Below are 18,355 nucleotides of genomic sequence, written 5' to 3' on the forward strand. Positions count from 1 at the left end.
ATGTGGGGAGAGCGCCATGAATTTTCTGGTGACAGGCGGTGCCGGCTTCATCGGCTCGGCCGTGTGCCGGCATTTGTGCGCCAATCCGGCCTACCATGTGACCAATCTCGACAAGCTCACCTATGCCGGCAATCTGGCCTCGCTGCGCACCATCGAGAATGCACACAACTACAAATTTGCGCAGGCCGACATCTGTGACGAGCGGGCGGTTCTCGACATCCTCCACCGCGACGAGATCGACGTCGTCATGAACCTCGCCGCCGAAAGCCATGTCGACCGCTCAATCGACGGACCCGGCGCCTTCATCGAGACCAACATCGTCGGCACCTACCGGGTGCTGAATTCGGCGCTCGAATATTGGCGCGGCCTTGACGAGGACAGGAAGGCGCGCTTCCGCTTCCACCATGTCTCGACCGACGAGGTGTTCGGCGATCTGCCCTTCGATGGCGGCATGTTCGTGGAGGAGACGCCTTACGCGCCATCCTCGCCCTATTCCGCCTCCAAGGCCGCATCCGACCATCTGGTGCGGGCCTGGCACGAGACGTACGGCCTGCCGGTCGTGCTCTCCAACTGTTCGAACAATTACGGGCCTTATCACTTCCCCGAAAAGCTGATCCCGCTGGTCATCCTCAACGCGCTCGACGAAAAGCCGCTGCCGGTCTACGGCGCTGGCGCCAATGTGCGCGACTGGCTGTTCGTCGAGGATCACGCCCGTGCTCTGGAGCTGGTCGCCACCAAGGGCCAGCCGGGCGAGAGCTACAATGTCGGCGGCAATTCCGAACGCACCAATCTTGGCGTCGTCGAGACGATCTGCGACCTGCTCGACATCAGGCGTCCGCGCAGCGGCGGCAGGAGCTACCGCGATTTGATCAGCTTCGTCACCGATCGCCCCGGCCACGACCGCCGCTATGCCATCGATGCCTCCAAGATCGGCAGGGATCTCGGCTGGGCGCCGGCGGAGAGTTTCGACAGCGGCCTTGCAAGGACCGTCGAATGGTTCCTCGACAACAAATGGTGGTGGGGACCGATCCGCGAGCAGCGCTACGCCGGCGAGCGGCTGGGGCAAGTCCGGTCGCGCGGCCAGGTTGAAGGCAGGAAGGGCGCGGCGTGAGGCTGGTTGTCACCGGACGCGACGGTCAGGTCGCTGCCAGCCTGCTGGAGGCCGGGCAGAGGCGCGATGGCATCGAGGTCGTCACCCTCGGCCGCCCAGTGCTCGATCTGGCGCGGCCCGATACGGTGTTCGACGCACTCGCGGCAGCGCGGCCGGATATCGTGGTGTCGGCTGCCGCCTACACCGCCGTCGACCAGGCCGAAGACGAGCCCGATCTTGCCTTCGCTGTGAACGCCGTCGGCGCCGGCAAGGTCGCCGAGGCGGCCGCGAAGCTCGGCGTGCCCGTAATCCATCTGTCGACCGACTACGTCTTCGATGGCACCAAGGACGGCGCCTATGTCGAGACCGACGCCACCGCACCGCTCGGCGTCTACGGCGCCTCCAAGCTTGCCGGCGAGCTGGCCGTGGCCGCCGTCAATCCGCGCCATCTGATCCTGCGCACCGCCTGGGTCTACAGCCCGTTCGGCAAGAATTTCGTGAAAACCATGCTGCGGCTGGCCGGCGACCGCGACGAGATCGCCGTGGTCGCCGACCAATGGGGAAATCCGACATCCGCACTTGATATTGCCGACGCGATCCTGCATGCGGCGGCGGTGTTGCGCGGCGACTTTGACGGCTACGGCATTTATCATCTTGCCGGCACCGGCGAGACCAGCTGGAGCGGCTTTTCCCGTCATATACTCGACACAAGCGCGCAATACGGCGGGCCCACAGCGCGGGTGCGTGACATCGCGACAGTGGACTATCCGACCAAGGCACGACGTCCGGCCAATTCGCGCCTGTCGAGCGAAAAGTTCGCATCGGCGTTTGAATGGACGGCCCCGGTGTGGCAGGAGTCGGCGGAAAAGGTGGTGCGCAGGCTGGCGGGGAGCAAGACGAAACAGGCATTGAGTGCATGAACAAGCATCCGTCACCCGAGCAATTGCATGAGTTGACGCCCGACCCTCAGGGGATCTATCAACCGGCGCCGAAGAAGCGCGCCAAGACGACCAAGCCCGCGAAACGTACCTGCATCATGGTGCTCGGCATGCACCGCTCGGGCACGAGCGCGCTGACCAGGGCAATCAGCTTGCTCGGCGCGAAGTTGCCAAATGATTTGCTCGGCGCCAATTCGACCAATCCGACGGGCCACTGGGAACCCTTGAAGCTGATCGCGCTGCACGACCAGATGCTCGCCGAGGCGGGCAGCAGGTGGGACGATTGGCGTAGTTTCGATCTCGGCGATTTGTCGAAGGCGCGCGCTCAATTCTACAGAGTCGAAATCGCTCGCCTCATTGACGAGGAATATGGCGATGCTCCTCTGCTGGTGCTCAAGGAGCCACGCATCTCGCGTTTTGTGCCGCTCTACGCCAGCATTTTCAAGTCCATGAACATCGACCTGCAATACGTTCTCGCAAGTCGCAATCCGCTCGCGGTCGTTGCATCGCTAGGCAAACGGGATCGCTCGACGCCGGGCTTCGGTGCCCTGCTTTGGCTTCGCCATGAATTGGAGGCCGAGCGCTCGACACGCGGCGCACCACGTGTGTTCGTCTCCTATGAGGCGATGATGCGGAGTTGGCGGCCGACGCTGGACAAGATCACGGCAGCGCTTTCGGTTGCATGGCCTCGCGCGATCGAGAAGGCGGCATCTGAGGTTGACGCCTATATTTCAAGTGACCATCAGCATCATACGGCGAGCGATGGCGCACTCTTCGCTGACGAGCGAATCGCCGGATGGGTAAAGGACACTTATTCGGCACTCAGGCATCTGGAAACGGACGCCAATGGCGCCGAGGCCATGGCGATACTTGATCGCGTCAAAGCTGAATTCGACAGCGTCGCTCCAATCTTTGGCGAAGCGTTTTTCCCTGAGCTACAAGCTAGACAACAGATTCTATCCGAGACAATTGGGATCTTGCAGCGCGCTGTGGAAGAGCACGCGACCAACGCGTCACAGCTTGCAGGCCAACTCCAGCAGAAGGACGCAGATATAGCAGGATATCATCAAAGCGTTGCGGAAGAGCGCGCTGCGGCAGCGAAGCTTATCGAGAGGAACAGGGAAGAGAATCAAAAACTCGGTTCCGAGTTGTTGGTGGCTTTGGACGACAATGTCAGGCTGAAAGAAATTCTGGAGAAAACGCAGCTAGAGCTGACGGAAGAAAAGGAGCGCTCTTCAGCGGCATCGGAAGAAGTATTGGAGCACCATCCGACAGAGGTAAGTGCCGACGCCGGTGCCGATTCCGCCTCGTTTCTGGCCCTCTCAAGGATGCCGGATGAGCAGGAAGAAGTAAGCATCTGTACCGACGACACAAAGTTGATTGCTTTCTACCTCCCTCAATTCCACAGAATTGACGAAAACTCAGAATGGTGGGGACCTGGCTTCACGGAATGGACGAATGTCGCCCGTGCGACTCCGAATTTCTATGGTCATGACCAGCCGAGGATACCTCGTGAGCTAGGATATTACGATCTCTCGCATCTGGACACGATGCGAGAGCAAGTCGAATTCGCAAAACTTTATGGACTACACGCTTTCTGTTTCTATCACTATTGGTTTAGCGGCCGAAGAGTGCTGGAAAAGCCGGTCGATTTGTTCCTGGAATTTGACATTGATTTCAAGTTTTGCCTCTGCTGGGCCAACGAAAATTGGACCCGTGCTTGGGATGGGGACACGAGGAACATTCTGCTGGAGCAGAAGTACGCAGAGGAGGACGCCAAAGCCTTTATCGAGACGATGATCGGTTACTTCAAAGACGAGCGATACATAAAAATCGGCGGTATGCCGCTGTTGGTGGTATATCGAGCCAAGGACATTCCTGACCCACGGCGCTGGTTTTCCATTTGGCGAGATCATGCGGTCGCCAATGGATTTCCGGGCATCCACATCAGTGTCGTCGACTTCTACGACATATCGACTCCCCAAGAAGTGGGGGCTGACTCCCTGGTCGAATTTCCTCCGCACAAATTCAACGGGCCTCAGAACCATCCTTCGGAGTTCCCGCTCTTCACGAATCCGAATTTCTCGGGTGGTGTGGTCGACTATCGGAAAATAATTGCCCAAAGCGCCAATCGTCCGAAGCCGTCCTTCAACATATTCAGGGGCATCATACCGGGGTGGGACAATACTGCCCGGCGGCAAAACAACCCGACAATCGTGCTCAATTCGACGCCGGAACTCTATGGCGAATGGCTCCGTTTCCTGCGCTTTCAGGCCCGACAAAATCATCCTGATCCGGAAAGCCGAATCGTATTTATCAATGCATGGAACGAGTGGGGCGAGGGCTGTTACCTCGAGCCGGACCGGCGGTGGGGACTCTCCTACCTGGAGGAAACACTTCGCGGGAAATTCTTCGACGTAGCAAGAGAACCCGAAGGAATGCAGGCCGCCCGGTCGCGATTGTTCGATCAGCTCGTTTCGGCGAAGCACCAGCCAATTTTGGGCGCGCCAATCTCCAAAGAAACCCTGGCAGCGATTGCCCCCCCGAGCCGGATGGCCGTGAATGCATCAAAGCTCCTGCGAAGATGGCCGCCACTGCATTCTGTCGCCAGCTTCCTTTATAAGCACGTACTGCTCACCAGGCAGATAGACAATGGATGATGTAGCAATTGTGGCTCATTTCGACGTCAATGACGGCGTCGAAGCTAATTTCATCGAACTACTATCCTGTCTTGCGAAGAGATTCGACCGGATCGTTTTGGTGACGACAAGTAAAATCGAGGAAGATGTCGTAACCATAATCCCAAAAGACGCCGTCTTGATAAGACGACCAAATTTTGGGTACGATTTCTCCAGCTACAAGGTTGGTTTGGATTATGCGCTGAGGAATTGGCAGATCGAAAACGCGCTTCTGATAAACTCAAGCTTTGGCGTTCTTTCGTCTGCGATCTTTGACAGGACCCTGTCGAGGATGCTTGAATTAACACCGGAGTACGATGTGGTTGGTTCGACTGAGTCGTACCAATTCTCGTGGCATGTACAATCGTATTTACTTTTGTTGGGAGCCAAGGTGCTGCGGGCACCCTGGTTCGAAGGATTTCTTGCGAGCGTCGCGCCCACAAGCTCAAAATTAGAGACAATATTCAAGTTCGAGCTCGGCCTGTCCGCTGCGCTTCGAAACAATGGTGCAAAAGTTACAACACTTCTGCAACCGTCGCCTGAGCAGCTTCAGCATGCCAACCGGCGTTGGAATACCAGCGAGGGAAAGGAATTTGCCGATCCTCCCATGTCTCTTTCTGACGCAACCTCGATGGCGCTCCAATTCAACCCCGTTCACCATCTTGCCGACTTGGTCGCCCGCGAACTTGGGTATGTGAAGCTTGAGGTTTTAAGGGAGAACCCTCATCAGATCGATCTGGCCTTTGTCGATGACATTTATGAAAGGGAGCGCCTGGACGAAATAGAAGAAATGCTTAGCCGCAGTCGTGCCAGCTATGCGCGCGGGAGCGACAACCTTTCTACACTTAAATCCCAAGCTAGCCCCATCCCAGTGACCAAGCTCGCACGATGGCGCCGAACGAAGGCCGGGGAAGTCAATGTAGCGGTTGTCGTCCATTTGCACTATGTCGATATGATTTCCGATATTCATAAGATACTAAAAAATATCGTTCTCCCCTTTGATGTTTATGTAACGACCTCTTTTGAGGGATTTTACAATGAGATTTTTTCGAAATTCTCTGATTTGGCGCAGAGCATTTCCGTATATTACTCGGAGAACAGAGGTCGGGATATAGGGCCGTTTGTCTCGGTCTATCGCAGTGGCGCTCTCGACCGGTATGAGGCTGTTCTGAAGATTCATTCAAAGAAAAGTGCCTATAGCGCCAACGGAACTCTTTGGAGGGATAGGCTCTACGGCTCGGTCGCTGGCGATTTATTGACTGTGTTGAGGTCCATCGAGTTGATTAAGTCGGGCGAAGTTGGCATCGTCGGCCCGCACCGCTATTACCTGACCGATGACCAGTTCTGGGGCGCAAATCGCGCTACGGTCCGCCGACTGCTTGAAGAGATGACGGCGCTCCAGCCGGAAGCGAATCTGGAACTCGGCTTTTTTGCCGGTTCGATGTTCTGGTTCGCGCCGCGGGCGCTTGCGCCTCTGAAGAACATAACCGAGGCGAGTATCGCGTTCGAAGCTGAAAACGGGCAGCAGGATGGCACACTCGCGCACGCGATCGAAAGGGTGTTTTGCTGGGTCGCACGCGGTCAAGGGTTCACGGCATCCAGCGTCCTTCTTCGTGGAGAGGATATTCACAAATATTCGACAGCTGAGAATCGTGTCCCTGTATTATGAGGGAAGGCGGCATTACAAAAGCGGAATGATGAATTGAGGAGCGAGAATGGCTGAGATATTCAATTACAAGGGGTTCTCTATACCAATAGAACTGGCTCATATGACCGGAGGTGCCGAAGACACTTTCGACCATATCTCTAAGGAACACATGCGACAGGCTGACGAGTATGTCGGCATTGCGCCAGATAATTCCATAGTCGAGATCGGATGCGGCATCGGCCGCGACGCGATACCGCTCACCGAGCGACTTGCGGCAAACGGTCGATATTTAGGTATCGATGTGGTCAAGCCGATGATCGACTGGTGCCAGCAGGCGATCACTTCCAAGCACCCGAATTTCAAATTCGTCCACTTTGATGTGGCCGAGAAATGGTACAATCCGAATGGCACCGAGCTGCTTCAGCAGTGCCAAATTCCCGTCCCGGACTCGTCGGTTGATGTAATCATACTGCACTCTGTTTTTACCCACATGATGCGACGGGATATTGCCCACTACCTCGATGAATTTGCTAGGATATTGAAGCCAAGCGGAAGGGTTTTAGCCACATTCTTCATCATCAACGGTGACATCCTCAAGAACCAGGGGCCGAAGTCTTACATCACATTCTATCACTCGGTCGGCGATGGCTGCCACGTCCACGAACTGGAGAAGCCAACGCATGCCGTTGCTTACGAGGAAGCGACTGTGGCGGCCATGGTCGCGGACGCAAATCTGCGAATGGCCGGGTCCCCGATTTGGGGGGCTTGGAGCGGCCGGCGCTCTAACCCCGGCGCCGGTCAAGATGCAATCATCCTAGAACTGGCAGGCAAATCGTGATGGCTGATCGGCGCTTGGCAGGAGGGGCGCACCTGCCCTGTTGTAACAGGCAGATCTATCTGGCCGTTGTGGCTGGGAAGACGGTTCAAACGGCATCATGAACATTACCCAACTTATCGTTTCTCTGATCCGTCGTGAAGTGTCGGGCCGCTATCGGGGTTCCGCTTTCGGCTTGTTGTGGTCGCTGCTCAATCCTTTGCTCATGCTTGCCGTTTACACGTTCGTGTTCGGTGTGGTTCTGAAATCGCGCTGGACGGTTCCTGACCAGCCGAGCGCTACCCATTCCACTGGTGAGTTTGCCGTCATCCTGTTTTGTGGATTGATCGTCTTTCAGTTCTTCTCGGAGGTGGTTTCGCTGGCGCCTGGGCTGATCGTGGGCAACGCCAACTACGTCAAGAAGATCGTTTTCCCGATCCAGATCCTGCCGGTGGTTTCAGCCGGCGCCGCATTGTTTCATACGGCCGTCAGCCTTCTGGTGCTGCTGGTCTTCGCCTATGTCGTTTTTGGCTATATCCCGCTCACGGTGATTCTGGCGCCTGTGGTTTTGGTGCCGCTGATTGTCATGGTGCTCGGCATTGCCTGGATGCTGGCATCGATCGGCGTCTATTTTCGCGATATGAGCCAGATTGTGGCCCCGCTCGTAACCGCGACCATGTTCCTGTCGCCGGTATTCTTCCAGAGGTCGTCGCTGCCGACCTGGCTGCAGCCTTGGCTCTCACTCAACCCGCTCGCGATCCCCGTCGAGGATTTCCGCAACGTAGTTCTCTTCGGTGTGCAGCCAAATTGGACCGCGCTGGGCTCCTACTCGATCATCGCGATTGTGGTCGCGTTTTTTGGCTATCAGTTTTTCCAGAAGACCCGCAGGGGCTTTGCCGATGTCCTTTGACAAGCTCGGCGCCAAGAAGGCTGGCCGTATCTCTGATGTTGCTATCCGAGTGCGTGATGTGTCGAAACACTATGTCATGTTCGAGCGGCCGGAAGATCGCTTCAAGCAGATGATCGTGCCTCGGCTAGAGCGTCTGGTCGGTCGGCCGCCGCGCCGGTACTTTCGCGACTTTGCTGCTCTGTCCGGCATTTCCTTTGACGTTGGCCGGGGCGAAACTGTTGGGATCATCGGCCGCAACGGCTCCGGCAAGTCGACGCTGTTGCAGATCATCTGCGGCACGTTGCAGCCGACTGCGGGTTCGGTCGAGGTCAACGGCCGGATCGCCGCGTTGCTTGAGCTTGGCGCCGGCTTCAATCCAGAGTTCACCGGCCGCGAAAACGTCTTTCTCAACGCGTCGATTCTCGGTGTGCCACGCAAGGAGATGGAGTGGCGTTTCGACGACATTGCGCGTTTCGCCGATATTGGGCCTTTCATAGATCAGCCAGTAAAAACCTACTCGTCAGGCATGTATGTGCGACTGGCCTTTGCCACCGCGATCAATGTCGACCCCGATATCCTGGTGGTGGACGAAGCGTTGTCAGTAGGCGACGAGGCGTTTCAGCGCAAATGCTTCGCCCGCATCGAGGACATCAAGGACAAGGGTGGCACCATTCTGTTTGTCAGCCACGGAGCGCCGACAATCGTTCAGCTGTGTACGCGAGCAATGTTGATCGACGGCGGCGAAAAAATCCTGGAGGGTCGGCCTAAGGCGGTGGTCGGGCAGTATCAGCGGCTGGTGAATGCAAGCCCGGAGGCTGTGTCCCGAATCCGCGCGGATATTGTGCAGCAGAATAGTGCGGAGGTTCGCGCCCCGTCTGTGCCGGCGCCTCCCGCCATGACCCACTCTGATTTATTTGAACACCGGCCTTCCAATGCGACTGCGTCGACAACGGCTGCGGCAACGGCCGGCGCGCTAGGCGCCGCTTCCGAGGCCAATCCTCAAATCGATCAATCGGCAATGGCTGCCCTGCACGGTGACTACTTCGATCCGGGACTTCGTTCACAGTCGACCGTCGCGTTGGAAGAACGTGGTGCGCGCATCCGAGATTCTAAAATAACGACTATAGGTGGCGACGAAATAAATGTGTTGCAGATGGGTAGACGGTATAAATATGAGTACACCGTCGACTTTTCCACAAATGCCAGGAATGTCGGGTTCGGCATATGGTTTAGGACTGTAAGCGGTATTGGTCTAGGGGGCGCGCAGACAATTTTTTCCAGAAGTCTACTTACCAGGTCTATAAAGACAAATACCACGGCCAGGATTTCATACGAGTTCACGAACATATTCCTGCCTGGCGTCTATTTCATCAGCTGTGGGCTTTTCGGATCGCCTGGCGATGAGCAAATCGTCATGCATAGGTTGGTAGATGTGACGGCTTTTCGCGTGGCCGCGGAGCCTGATCTGCTGGCCACGGGAATCATCGACGTGTCCCCGCAGATTTCTATTAATTTTGAAGCTGCGGAGTAAATGATGCGCCATTCGATAAGCGTGGTGGTTCTCAATTGGAACCGGCAGGACCTGTTGGATCGATGCCTGCAATCGCTGTTGAGCACGACTGGCGAGTTCGAAAAGTGCATAGTGATCGACAACAACAGTAGCGATGGCTCTGTCGATATCATCAGGAAGTGGGCATCTGTCGATGACAGGATAGAGCCCTTTCTTGCGCCCGAAAACAGAGGGGCGGACTGGATAAACGACGCGCTTCGAATGGTAGAGTCGGATTTGGTTTTCATACTAGCCAACGACAAGGAACTGATGCCGGGCTGGCGGGAGTATGTCGACGCGGTCTTCTCCGCCTTTCCCGAGTTGGGCCAGCTTGCCCTGCACGCGCCGGCGCCGCTGGATGACGAGGTATGGGTTACAAAACCGGCTACCTATGCCTATCAGAATGGCGAAGGCCTTTATCTAGCGCATGGCAACACCGGAATGTCGAGTATAATAAGGAGGGATATTTTAAAGAGGGAAAATATATATTTTGAAAATATCCCAGGAAATTCCACAGTTAAACTTCCGAACGACAGTAAGCTTTCTGAGCAAATTAAGTCCAGTGGATATTTTTCAGCTTGGAGCAGTAGATATTATTCCATCAACGTTGGACATACCTTACAGGAATTTGAGAGAGATTGGGAATATTATCACGCCAATTACGAAGAGAAATACTGGCTGAAACTTGAAGGCCTCAAAAAGCGCATCGATGAGCATAAGCGTACACCGAAGCCAAATCGCCAGAGTCGGATATTTGGATGGGTGGGGCAGCCTGAGAGCTACGGGGGAGCCGAAGAGAGCAAAGCAAGGTGTTGGTCGACTTTTGGCGACGGGTCACTCGATCTGGAGACGCTGGATTTCGTCTACGCACTCTGCAGGCTGATCAAGCCTCACAACGTTGGAGTCGTGCGAGCCGGGCCGGGCAGCGTTGCTGTAGCCGCGGGCCGCGCGTTGCAGGACAATGGATTTGGGCAGGCCGTGTGTTATGAGACCGAGGCCTTGATGCTGGAGCGTTTGCAGTCCCGCATTTTGGAGCATTCTCTTTCCGGTCACGTCAGGTGTGCGTCTCATGAATTGATCGAGAATTACGATCTCTTGATTCTTTCAGGCTACATTCCCGAGGAGCTGTTCTCGATCGAGCGTGAATTTGTCCTCGAAGCGGTGGCCCGCTCAAGGATGCTTCTGATCGACGCGAGCCAGTCGGCGAGCTCAATGTTTTCAGCGATGCCGGCTTCGGATGGCTGGAGCACCGTCAGCTTTCCTGTGCCGCGGTCTATTCGATTGATGATGCGGTCGCTGTGACACCCGACCGTTCCAGTCGGTTGTCCCGCTTTCGCGCCGAATCAGGGTGGGGTGTGCCCTTCATCCCAGCCTTTCGACATTTGCGATACCTGGCGAAAACGTCGTTCGATTGCTCTCAGTCCCTTAACCAAGAGGCCAAACAAAAAATATCTGGCGATAACCGCAACTCCACGCTATGCGATACAAAGCGGCGGGGCTGGGGATTGGCACTCTAAACAGGTGATCGGTGACGGGTTTCCGTCGCTCTTGCACCACGTTAGTGTCCATGTCCTTGCGCCTGGAGTTCAGTACTACCCAATGACATCCTATGTAGAGGTCGTGTCCGGACTTCGGCCGAAGATGCGGCGCGCCATTATAATGATCCAGGATCTGGTCATGGTCCTGGTCGCGGTGGCGCTGAGTCTGGGGCTTTCTCAGTCGAGACTTTCATTCGACGCGCTCTCCACGGCCGGCCTGGCGTGCTGGGCAAGTATTGTTTTTCTCAGCCATATGCTGTTTCGCTATTGCGGCCTCTACAACACCGTGTGGCGTTTCGCCTCCACGCCGGACTTCTTCAACATCCTGAAGAGCTGCGCCATCCTGACCGTCACGCTCTATGTCGTCTCGCTGGCGGTTCGATCGTTTCAGCCGGTGACCGGCCTCAACGAGCGCCAGTTCATCGTCTTTTTCCTCGTCTCCTTCACCATCATATCGGCGCCTCGGCTCTATTACCGGTTCCTGCGCGACGGGGCGAGCTGGCGAATCCTGAGCCGCAACGCAAACAATGCGGCGATCAAACAAGCGCTGTTCGTCGGCAGGCTTGGCGAAGCAGACGTCATCATCCGCTTCACACGCACGGCCGAGCCGGCCGAATATTCCATCGCCGGCATCATGGCCATCGAGAACGGCGCGCCGTTGGGCACGCAGATACAGGGCGTTCCGGTGGTGGCCGTGCGGCCCCGCCTGGTCGAGGTCCTCGAAGAATATGCAAGAGGCACCAAAAGCCTCGACATGCTGATTTTCGGCAATGGCACCGAACGCGAGATCGAGGAATATTCGGAACTGGTCCGTGTCGCCCGTCACAGCGGTATCGCCGTCGTCCAGTTCTCCGGCGTTTCGGAGCTCGGCCAAGGCGGAAAGCTGGTACTCGACGCTGTCGAGATGGAAACCATCCTGCGCCGCTCCACAGTTGCTTCCGATATGGAGCGGATCGGCGGCTTTATCGGTGGCAAGCGCGTCCTGGTCACCGGCGGCGCCGGCTCAATCGGTCGCATCCTGGTCAAGCGGTCGCTGGAACTTGGCGCCGAGGCGGTTCTGGTCGCCGATATCTCGGAGTTCGGTATTTTCCAGCTCGACCAGCAGGTTGACGAAAAGGACCATGTCCGGCTCAAGAGCCGCATCGTCGATGTCACAGACCGGCGCCAGATCACCCGCGTCGTCAGCGATTTCAAGCCCGACATCATCTTCCATGCCGCCGCGCTCAAACATGTGCCGCTGCTCGAGGAAAATTGGGAATCGGCGATCCAGACCAACATTTTAGGCACCCTCGTCTGCGCCGAGGTTGCCGCCAAATGCGGGGTGCCGCAGTTCCTGCTGATTTCCAGCGACAAGGCGGTCGATCCGACCTCGGTGCTCGGCATGACGAAACGCGCCGCCGAGCAGATCGTCTCTTCGCTGCACGAAACGCATGCCACCGGGCCTAGCGGCCGTCGCTCCGGCACCAAGTTCATCGCCGTGCGGTTCGGCAATGTCTTCGGCTCCAATGGCTCGGTCGCCACCATCTTCCAGGCGCAGATCGAGGCCGGCGGTCCGGTCACCATCACCGATCGTCGCATGACCCGCTACTTCATGACGGTGGCCGAAGCCGTCGACCTCGTCATCATGTCGGCGGCCGACGCCGAGCGGCGCCAGGGCAAGGACGACTACGCCATCTACATGCTCGACATGGGCAAGCCGGTGCCGATCCTCGAAGTCGCTGAAACCATGATCCGCATGGCCGGCAAAAGCCCCTACACCGACATTCCGATCCGTTTCACCGGGATCAGGCCGGGCGAGAAGCTTCACGAAGTGCTGCATGGCGGCAATGAGGAGATCGTCGCGCTGGATATCCCCAAGATCTTCGGCCTCAGGACCGATGTCGTGGGATGGCCCAAGGTCCAGGCGGCGCTGACATTGCTGCAGGCGGCCATGCGCGATCAGGACAAGGCCTCGGCGCTCGCCGTCATGGCCGGCCTCTATCAGGCGGAAGAGCCTCCAAGTGAGGCACGCCGGGAAACCGTTGCGAAAACAGTCGGGCAAGCTGGTTAGAGCAATTCCAAGAAAAGTGTGGAGCGGTTTTCCGTCCGGGATTGCGTCAAAACAAAGAGCCTGTCCTGATCGACCGGGATTGGCTATTGAAACCGATCCGATGGCCGTTCCCAGGCGTTTGCAGATGATTTTGAACCAGTGAGCAGACAAGATCAGCGCGTGGCCGTGCTGCTGGGCACGAAAGATGGCGCGGCTTTCCTTGACGAGCAGCTCGCGTCGCTGGCTGCGCAATCGCATCCTGTTGTCGACCTCTGGGTTTCCGACGACGGTTCGACAGACGGCACTTCGGCCATTATCGGCGCCTGGCAGAGCCGCTGGTCCAAGGGCCGGTTGACCCTGTCGAATGGTCCTCGCCAAGGCTTTGCCGCCAATTTCCGCGCGATGATCATCGATCCGCGCATCGAGGCCGACTACTACGCCTTCTGCGACCAGGACGACATCTGGGAGCCGGACAGGCTGGAGAGCGCCATTGCCTGGATGCAAGGGCACGACGCCGGAACGCCGCTGCTGTTTTGCTCCAGAACCGCGACCATGTCCGAAACCGGAGCAGCGCAAGGGTATTCGCCGCTGTTCCAGCATCCACCCGCATTTCGCAATGCGCTTGTGCAAAGCATTGCCGGCGGCAACACGATGATGATCAACCGCGCCGCGCGAAAGTTGCTGGCAAAGGCATCGGCAAGGACCGAGTTCGTCAGCCATGACTGGTGGACCTATCTGATCGTCACGGCTGCCGGCGGCATTGTCCGCTATGACCCGCGACCGCTGGTGCGCTACCGCCAGCATGAGGCAAACCTGGTCGGCGCCAACGTGTCGTGGAAGGCGAGGCTGTCGCGGCTGGGGCGCCTCTTCAGGGGCGAGTTCGCCGTCTGGACCGATCACAATCTGAGCGGCCTGGCCGTCAATCGCGACATCCTCACGAGGGATGCCGCCGCCTGTCTCGGCCTGTTCATCAGGGCGCGAAAGGGCGGTATCTTGCGACGCCTGCGCCTTCTCAGGAAAAGCGGCGTCTACCGGCAGACGCTGGCTGGGACGCTTGGGCTCTATGTGGCCTTCATCTGGCGGCGGATCTAGAGCATGCTGAGATGGCCATGAGGGGACCCAAGCGAGCTTTCGATCTCGTCGCGGCGGCGGTTCTGTTGCCGCTGACCTCGCCCGTCACCCTGCTTGCCATACTGGCAATCAGGCTGTCGTCGCCCGGACCGGCACTCCTCTCCCAAACTCGCGTCGGCCAGCACGGGGTGCTGTTTCGCTGCCACAAGTTGAGGACGATGGTTGTGGGAACGCCATCTCTGCCCTCGCATCAGGCGCCGGCAAACTCCGTCACCGCCGCCGGTAAGGTGCTGCGAAAATTCAAGATCGACGAGCTGCCGCAGCTCTGGAACGTGCTGAAGGGCGAGATGAGCCTGGTCGGGCCGCGTCCATGCCTGCCCACGCAAACCGAGTTGGTCGACCGCCGCAGGCAATTGGGTGTGCTTGCCGCACTTCCAGGCATTACCGGGCTTGCGCAGATGAGAGGCATCGACATGTCGGATCCGAAACTCTGCGCCGAAACCGATGCCGAATATCTCAGGGGAGCCTCGATCGGACTCGACGTCAAAATCCTGCTTGGCACAATCTACCGGACCTGACGGGCCTGTCGTGCAAGTTCCTCAATCCGGCCGAGCGTGTCGGTTTCCGGCATCCAGCCTTCCGAGATCAGCAGTGACGGGTCGCAAATCTGTGTCGCCATGGAAGCGTCGTACGCTGCTTTTCTGCCAAGCAGTGTGGCGAACAGCCTGAATGGCCAGGCCGGCACAGGAACGAGCCGGGTCGGAACGTCGTATCCGTGCCTGAATGCAGTCAAGATTTCGAACATCGCAACGGGGGAAGCATCGCCCAGGACATAGGTCGGGCGCGGTGGCGTGGGACGAGTCAAAAGATGCGCCACGGCGCCAGCCACCGCGTCGCGCGATATCAGCGAACGAACTGCGGTGAAAGCGCCTAAGGGCAATGGTAAGGCAATGGCGGCAGCCCGCATCATTCCACGCAGGTTTCCCTTCATGCCTTCGCCATAGACCGGCGGCAGGCGCAGCGCCGTGGCATCGGAGGGCCTGGACGCATAGGCTTCCAGTGTCTTGATCTCGCCTTCGCGTTTCGAGCGCCCGTAGGCGCATTGCGGGGCAGGGAGCGTCGCCTCGCTGATCGTTCCGCTGAAACCGGGACCGGCTACTGCCCGGATCGACGACAGATAGATGAAGCGCCCGCTTGTCCGCGAGGCGGCCGCGCGCGCCAGCTGCGCGGTCAGTGTCGCGTTGGCTGCCATGAAGTCGGCTTCGCTCGCCTTGCGGTCATTGTTGAGCGCCGCACAGTGGACGACATGGGTGATATCTCGCATCAGCGCCTGGTATGCCTGAGCCGGTGCGTCGAAGTCCGGCAACAAAACCGCATCGCTCACGGGATCGAGCCGTTCCGGGTGGCGCGATGCCATGCGCACCCCGAACCCGGCTTCGCGCAGCTGGTTGACGACCTGCCTGCCGATGAAACCCGTCGCGCCTGTGACCAGCACTTTCACGGCCGGCTTGCCTGGGGCGCCGGGGCCGGTGCCTGTTGTTCCGGCAGCATTTGTTGCCGGCCCGATGCAAGATATGTCCCGGACACCAGGAACACCATCAGTGTGGCATCGAGGATGTCGTGGCCGACCAGAATGCCGGTCAGGCCGCCGATGAGGTAGGTGATCGCAGTGACGACAATCATCGTGGCGCCGAACCGCTCGATCGCGTCCGTGCTGGTGCGCAGCACGATGGCCGCGTTTCTCGCGGCAACGAAGAACACAGCCGCGAGCGTTACGGCTCCAAGCAGCCCGGCCTCCACCAATGCAGTCAGGAAGCCATTGTGAAAATGGCTGAAGCCCGTGGACGGCATGTGGAACTGATTGTGGAATCCATCCTTTATCAGCTCACGGCTTGCAGCAATGCCGTGACCGAAAATCGGCATGTCGTGGAAGGCGCTCAGCCCAATCTGCCAAAGTGCTGCGCGCAAGCCGAGCGCGGTCGTGTGGTCGCCCTTCGTGGCGAGCGCATCCCAGTCGCTGAACAGGAAGGCCGCGCGCTCGGAAATGATGGGGAGACCAATGACCGCGATGACGATGCCGATCGCGCCCGCAATCAGCAAAAGCCGAATGGCGTTTCTGTTGTTGAGCTTGCGACGGTTGATCAGCAGGACCGCGATGCCGGCCACCAGCATCGCCAGCCAGATGATCCGCGACCCCGAATAGACAATGTCGACCGCGCCGGCCAGTGTCGCGCAGGCCAGCAACGCCCTGTTCTTTTCGACACCCGATAAGGCGCCTGCCAGGCACATCATCATGCTGAGGCAGGCGACGGTCGCGAACACGATCGGATTGCCGGCGCCGCCTTCGGCCCGTATGCCCAGCCCGTGATATTGCACGACCGCCAGCAGCAGGGCGCCAAAACAGGCGGCGGCGCTCGCCAGCACGACGATGCGCGTCAGCGTGGTTTTCTCGGTAATGCTCCAGGTCGCGTATGAGACAGGGAAAAACAGGAAGGTGATCAGCCCTGCCAGATGCGGCGCATCCCTGGCGATCGAATTGTTGACGATGGAGGCGAGCACGCTGGCTGCGCAATAGGCATAGATGGCCACCGTCATCGCGGTCATCGGCCGGTCGATGTTGAAACGCCGTCTTTTCAGCGCAAGCAGAAGCACCGACCACAGGCCGCCGCCATTGAACAAAAAGCTGACCGCCGATCCCAGTACCGGCGGGAAAAAGAAGCACAAAATGGAGAAGGTGACGTTGATCCGTGACGGCGAAACGTGCTGCTTGATGGCGGAGATCGGGGTCAATGCTCTGGTTCACAATGCGCTGGGTCGCGTGGCGACGGACAATGTTTGGCGGCGGCATTTGCGGCATGCCGCCCGGCGCAGGTTCAGGAGCCGGTATAGCGGCTGGGTGCGGTTTTCGAAAGTGCGACGAGGTCCGGCCGGCGTTTCTTTCGGTCCAGGGAAGATTTTTCCCGGCCTTTGAATGCTATCGCTCCGTCGGGCAGGAATTTTCGGATTCTAGGCTTTTCATGGAAAATTCGTTGCCGATCGGTGTGGCCGCCGGCCTTTCCAGCGTTGTTATATCAGGTGGCGATCTGCTAGAACGCCGGCACGAACCGATAGTGTCCAGCAGTGAAGCTTGAACCGGGCGGCTGAAAAGGACGCCCGATCCATCTGATGCAAGGTCTGGATTGCACGAGAGAACGCTCACAGTCCATGAACATCGCGCTTACGCACCTGCAGCGGCTCGAGGCCGAGTCCATCCACATCTTCCGTGAGGTTGCCGCCTCCTTCTCCAAGCCGGTGATGCTCTATTCCGTCGGCAAGGATTCCTCCGTGCTGATGCATCTGGCGATGAAGGCCTTCTATCCGGCCAAGCCGCCTTTCCCCTTCCTGCATGTCGACACCACCTGGAAGTTCCGCGAGATGATCGCCTTTCGCGACCAGATGGCGCAGAAGCTCGGCTTCGACCTGCTGGTCCACGTCAATGAAGACGGCGTGCGCGACGGTATCAACCCCTTTGACCATGGCTCGAACACCCACACCCATGTCATGAAGACGGTGGCGTTGCGCCAGGCGCTCGACAAATACGGCTTTGACGCTGCCTTCGGCGGGGCTCGGCGCGACGAGGAGAAGTCGCGCGCCAAGGAGCGCATCTTTTCCTTCCGCAACGCCCAGCATGTCTGGGACCCGAAGAACCAGCGGCCGGAGATGTGGAAGATCTTCAACACCCGCATCGCGCCGGGCGAATCGATCCGCGTGTTTCCGCTGTCGAACTGGACCGAGCTCGATATCTGGCAGTACATTCTGCAGGAAAACATCCCGATCGTGCCGCTCTATTTCGCCAAGGAGCGGCCGGTGGTCGAACGCGACGGCATGCTGATCATGAAGGATGACGATCGCATGCAATTGCGCCCCGGTGAGACGATGGAGAACCGTCTGGTGCGTTTCCGCACGCTCGGCTGTTATCCGCTGACCGGCGCCATCGAATCCGACGCGGACACGCTCGAAGCCATCGTCGGCGAGATGCTGACGGCGCGCACCTCCGAGCGCCAGGGCCGCCTCATCGACCGCGATGAAGCCGGCTCGATGGAAAAGAAGAAGCGCGAGGGATATTTCTGAG

Annotated in this window: 14 protein-coding genes; 12 read left to right on the forward strand and 2 right to left on the reverse strand. The window is 58.4% G+C overall.

Annotated features, from left to right (window positions below; genetic code table 11):
- Nucleotides 1-16: 16 nt before the first annotated feature.
- From rfbB to AC3EML_RS13265, 11 genes are all read left to right on the forward strand, one after another.
- On the forward strand, nt 17-1,111 hold the full coding sequence (gene rfbB / locus AC3EML_RS13215; protein WP_352521907.1) for a dTDP-glucose 4,6-dehydratase: 1,095 nt from the start codon (nt 17-19) through the stop codon (nt 1,109-1,111).
- Nucleotides 1,108-2,010 carry a dTDP-4-dehydrorhamnose reductase gene (gene rfbD, locus AC3EML_RS13220; RefSeq protein ID WP_352521906.1) on the forward strand — a complete coding sequence of 301 codons (903 nt, stop codon included), beginning with the start codon at nt 1,108-1,110 and terminating at the stop codon, nt 2,008-2,010. Before rfbB ends, rfbD begins: the two co-directional genes overlap by 4 nt.
- Complete coding sequence (locus tag AC3EML_RS13225; RefSeq protein WP_488505231.1) at nt 2,007-4,688, forward strand: glycoside hydrolase family 99-like domain-containing protein; 2,682 nt, start codon at nt 2,007-2,009, stop codon at nt 4,686-4,688. Before rfbD ends, AC3EML_RS13225 begins: the two co-directional genes overlap by 4 nt.
- A complete protein-coding gene (locus AC3EML_RS13230) occupies nt 4,681-6,375 on the forward strand; it encodes a rhamnan synthesis F family protein (RefSeq protein WP_488505232.1) in 1,695 nt (564 codons plus the stop codon). The genes AC3EML_RS13225 and AC3EML_RS13230 overlap by 8 nt, the downstream gene beginning before the upstream one ends.
- A 46-nt stretch (nt 6,376-6,421) precedes the next feature.
- Entirely contained in the window at nt 6,422-7,192 is a 771-nt protein-coding gene (locus tag AC3EML_RS13235; RefSeq protein WP_352521903.1) for a class I SAM-dependent methyltransferase, read from the forward strand.
- 97 nt (nt 7,193-7,289) lie between these two features.
- The gene (locus AC3EML_RS13240; RefSeq protein ID WP_352521902.1) at nt 7,290-8,078 is read left to right on the forward strand and encodes an ABC transporter permease; all 789 of its coding nucleotides are present in this window, start codon (nt 7,290-7,292) and stop codon (nt 8,076-8,078) included.
- Entirely contained in the window at nt 8,068-9,588 is a 1,521-nt protein-coding gene (locus tag AC3EML_RS13245; RefSeq protein ID WP_352521901.1) for an ABC transporter ATP-binding protein, read from the forward strand. The genes AC3EML_RS13240 and AC3EML_RS13245 overlap by 11 nt, the downstream gene beginning before the upstream one ends.
- 3 nt (nt 9,589-9,591) lie before the next feature.
- A complete protein-coding gene (locus AC3EML_RS13250) occupies nt 9,592-10,908 on the forward strand; it encodes a glycosyltransferase family 2 protein (protein ID WP_352563479.1) in 1,317 nt (438 codons plus the stop codon).
- Between the two features lie 297 nt (nt 10,909-11,205).
- A complete protein-coding gene (locus AC3EML_RS13255; protein WP_352521899.1) occupies nt 11,206-13,194 on the forward strand; it encodes an SDR family NAD(P)-dependent oxidoreductase in 1,989 nt (662 codons plus the stop codon).
- 138 nt (nt 13,195-13,332) lie between these two features.
- Nucleotides 13,333-14,265, forward strand: a complete 933-nt coding sequence (locus AC3EML_RS13260) for a glycosyltransferase family 2 protein (RefSeq protein ID WP_023732070.1) — start codon at nt 13,333-13,335, stop codon at nt 14,263-14,265.
- 17 nt (nt 14,266-14,282) lie between these two features.
- Complete coding sequence (locus AC3EML_RS13265) at nt 14,283-14,822, forward strand: sugar transferase (protein ID WP_023684586.1); 540 nt, start codon at nt 14,283-14,285, stop codon at nt 14,820-14,822.
- Here AC3EML_RS13265 and AC3EML_RS13270 read toward each other — a convergent pair.
- Together AC3EML_RS13270 and AC3EML_RS13275 are read right to left on the reverse strand one after the other, a co-directional pair.
- Nucleotides 14,810-15,745, reverse strand: a complete 936-nt coding sequence (locus tag AC3EML_RS13270; RefSeq protein ID WP_023670715.1) for an NAD-dependent epimerase/dehydratase family protein — start codon at nt 15,743-15,745, stop codon at nt 14,810-14,812. The genes AC3EML_RS13265 and AC3EML_RS13270 overlap by 13 nt on opposite strands.
- Nucleotides 15,742-17,034 carry an O-antigen ligase family protein gene (locus AC3EML_RS13275; RefSeq protein ID WP_031198404.1) on the reverse strand — a complete coding sequence of 431 codons (1,293 nt, stop codon included), beginning with the start codon at nt 17,032-17,034 and terminating at the stop codon, nt 15,742-15,744. The genes AC3EML_RS13270 and AC3EML_RS13275 overlap by 4 nt, the downstream gene beginning before the upstream one ends.
- A gap of 414 nt (nt 17,035-17,448) precedes the next feature.
- On the opposite strand from AC3EML_RS13275, the gene cysD reads away from it, so the two are divergent.
- Entirely contained in the window at nt 17,449-18,354 is a 906-nt protein-coding gene (gene cysD / locus AC3EML_RS13280; protein WP_023670717.1) for a sulfate adenylyltransferase subunit CysD, read from the forward strand.
- Nucleotide 18,355: the final 1 nt, after the last annotated feature.

The organism is Mesorhizobium sp. P170090 (genome assembly GCF_057786115.1).

Coding starts and splice junctions, on each gene's coding strand:
- AC3EML_RS13225 (WP_488505231.1), top strand. CDS start 2,007: ATGAACAAGCATCCGTCACCCGAGCAATTGCATGAGTTGACGCCCGAC.
- AC3EML_RS13240 (WP_352521902.1), top strand. CDS start 7,290: ATGAACATTACCCAACTTATCGTTTCTCTGATCCGTCGTGAAGTGTCG.
- AC3EML_RS13255 (WP_352521899.1), top strand. CDS start 11,206: ATGACATCCTATGTAGAGGTCGTGTCCGGACTTCGGCCGAAGATGCGG.
- cysD (WP_023670717.1), top strand. CDS start 17,449: ATGAACATCGCGCTTACGCACCTGCAGCGGCTCGAGGCCGAGTCCATC.
- AC3EML_RS13245 (WP_352521901.1), top strand. CDS start 8,068: ATGTCCTTTGACAAGCTCGGCGCCAAGAAGGCTGGCCGTATCTCTGAT.
- AC3EML_RS13235 (WP_352521903.1), top strand. CDS start 6,422: ATGGCTGAGATATTCAATTACAAGGGGTTCTCTATACCAATAGAACTG.
- AC3EML_RS13230 (WP_488505232.1), top strand. CDS start 4,681: ATGGATGATGTAGCAATTGTGGCTCATTTCGACGTCAATGACGGCGTC.
- rfbB (WP_352521907.1), top strand. CDS start 17: ATGAATTTTCTGGTGACAGGCGGTGCCGGCTTCATCGGCTCGGCCGTG.
- AC3EML_RS13250 (WP_352563479.1), top strand. CDS start 9,592: ATGCGCCATTCGATAAGCGTGGTGGTTCTCAATTGGAACCGGCAGGAC.
- AC3EML_RS13265 (WP_023684586.1), top strand. CDS start 14,283: ATGAGGGGACCCAAGCGAGCTTTCGATCTCGTCGCGGCGGCGGTTCTG.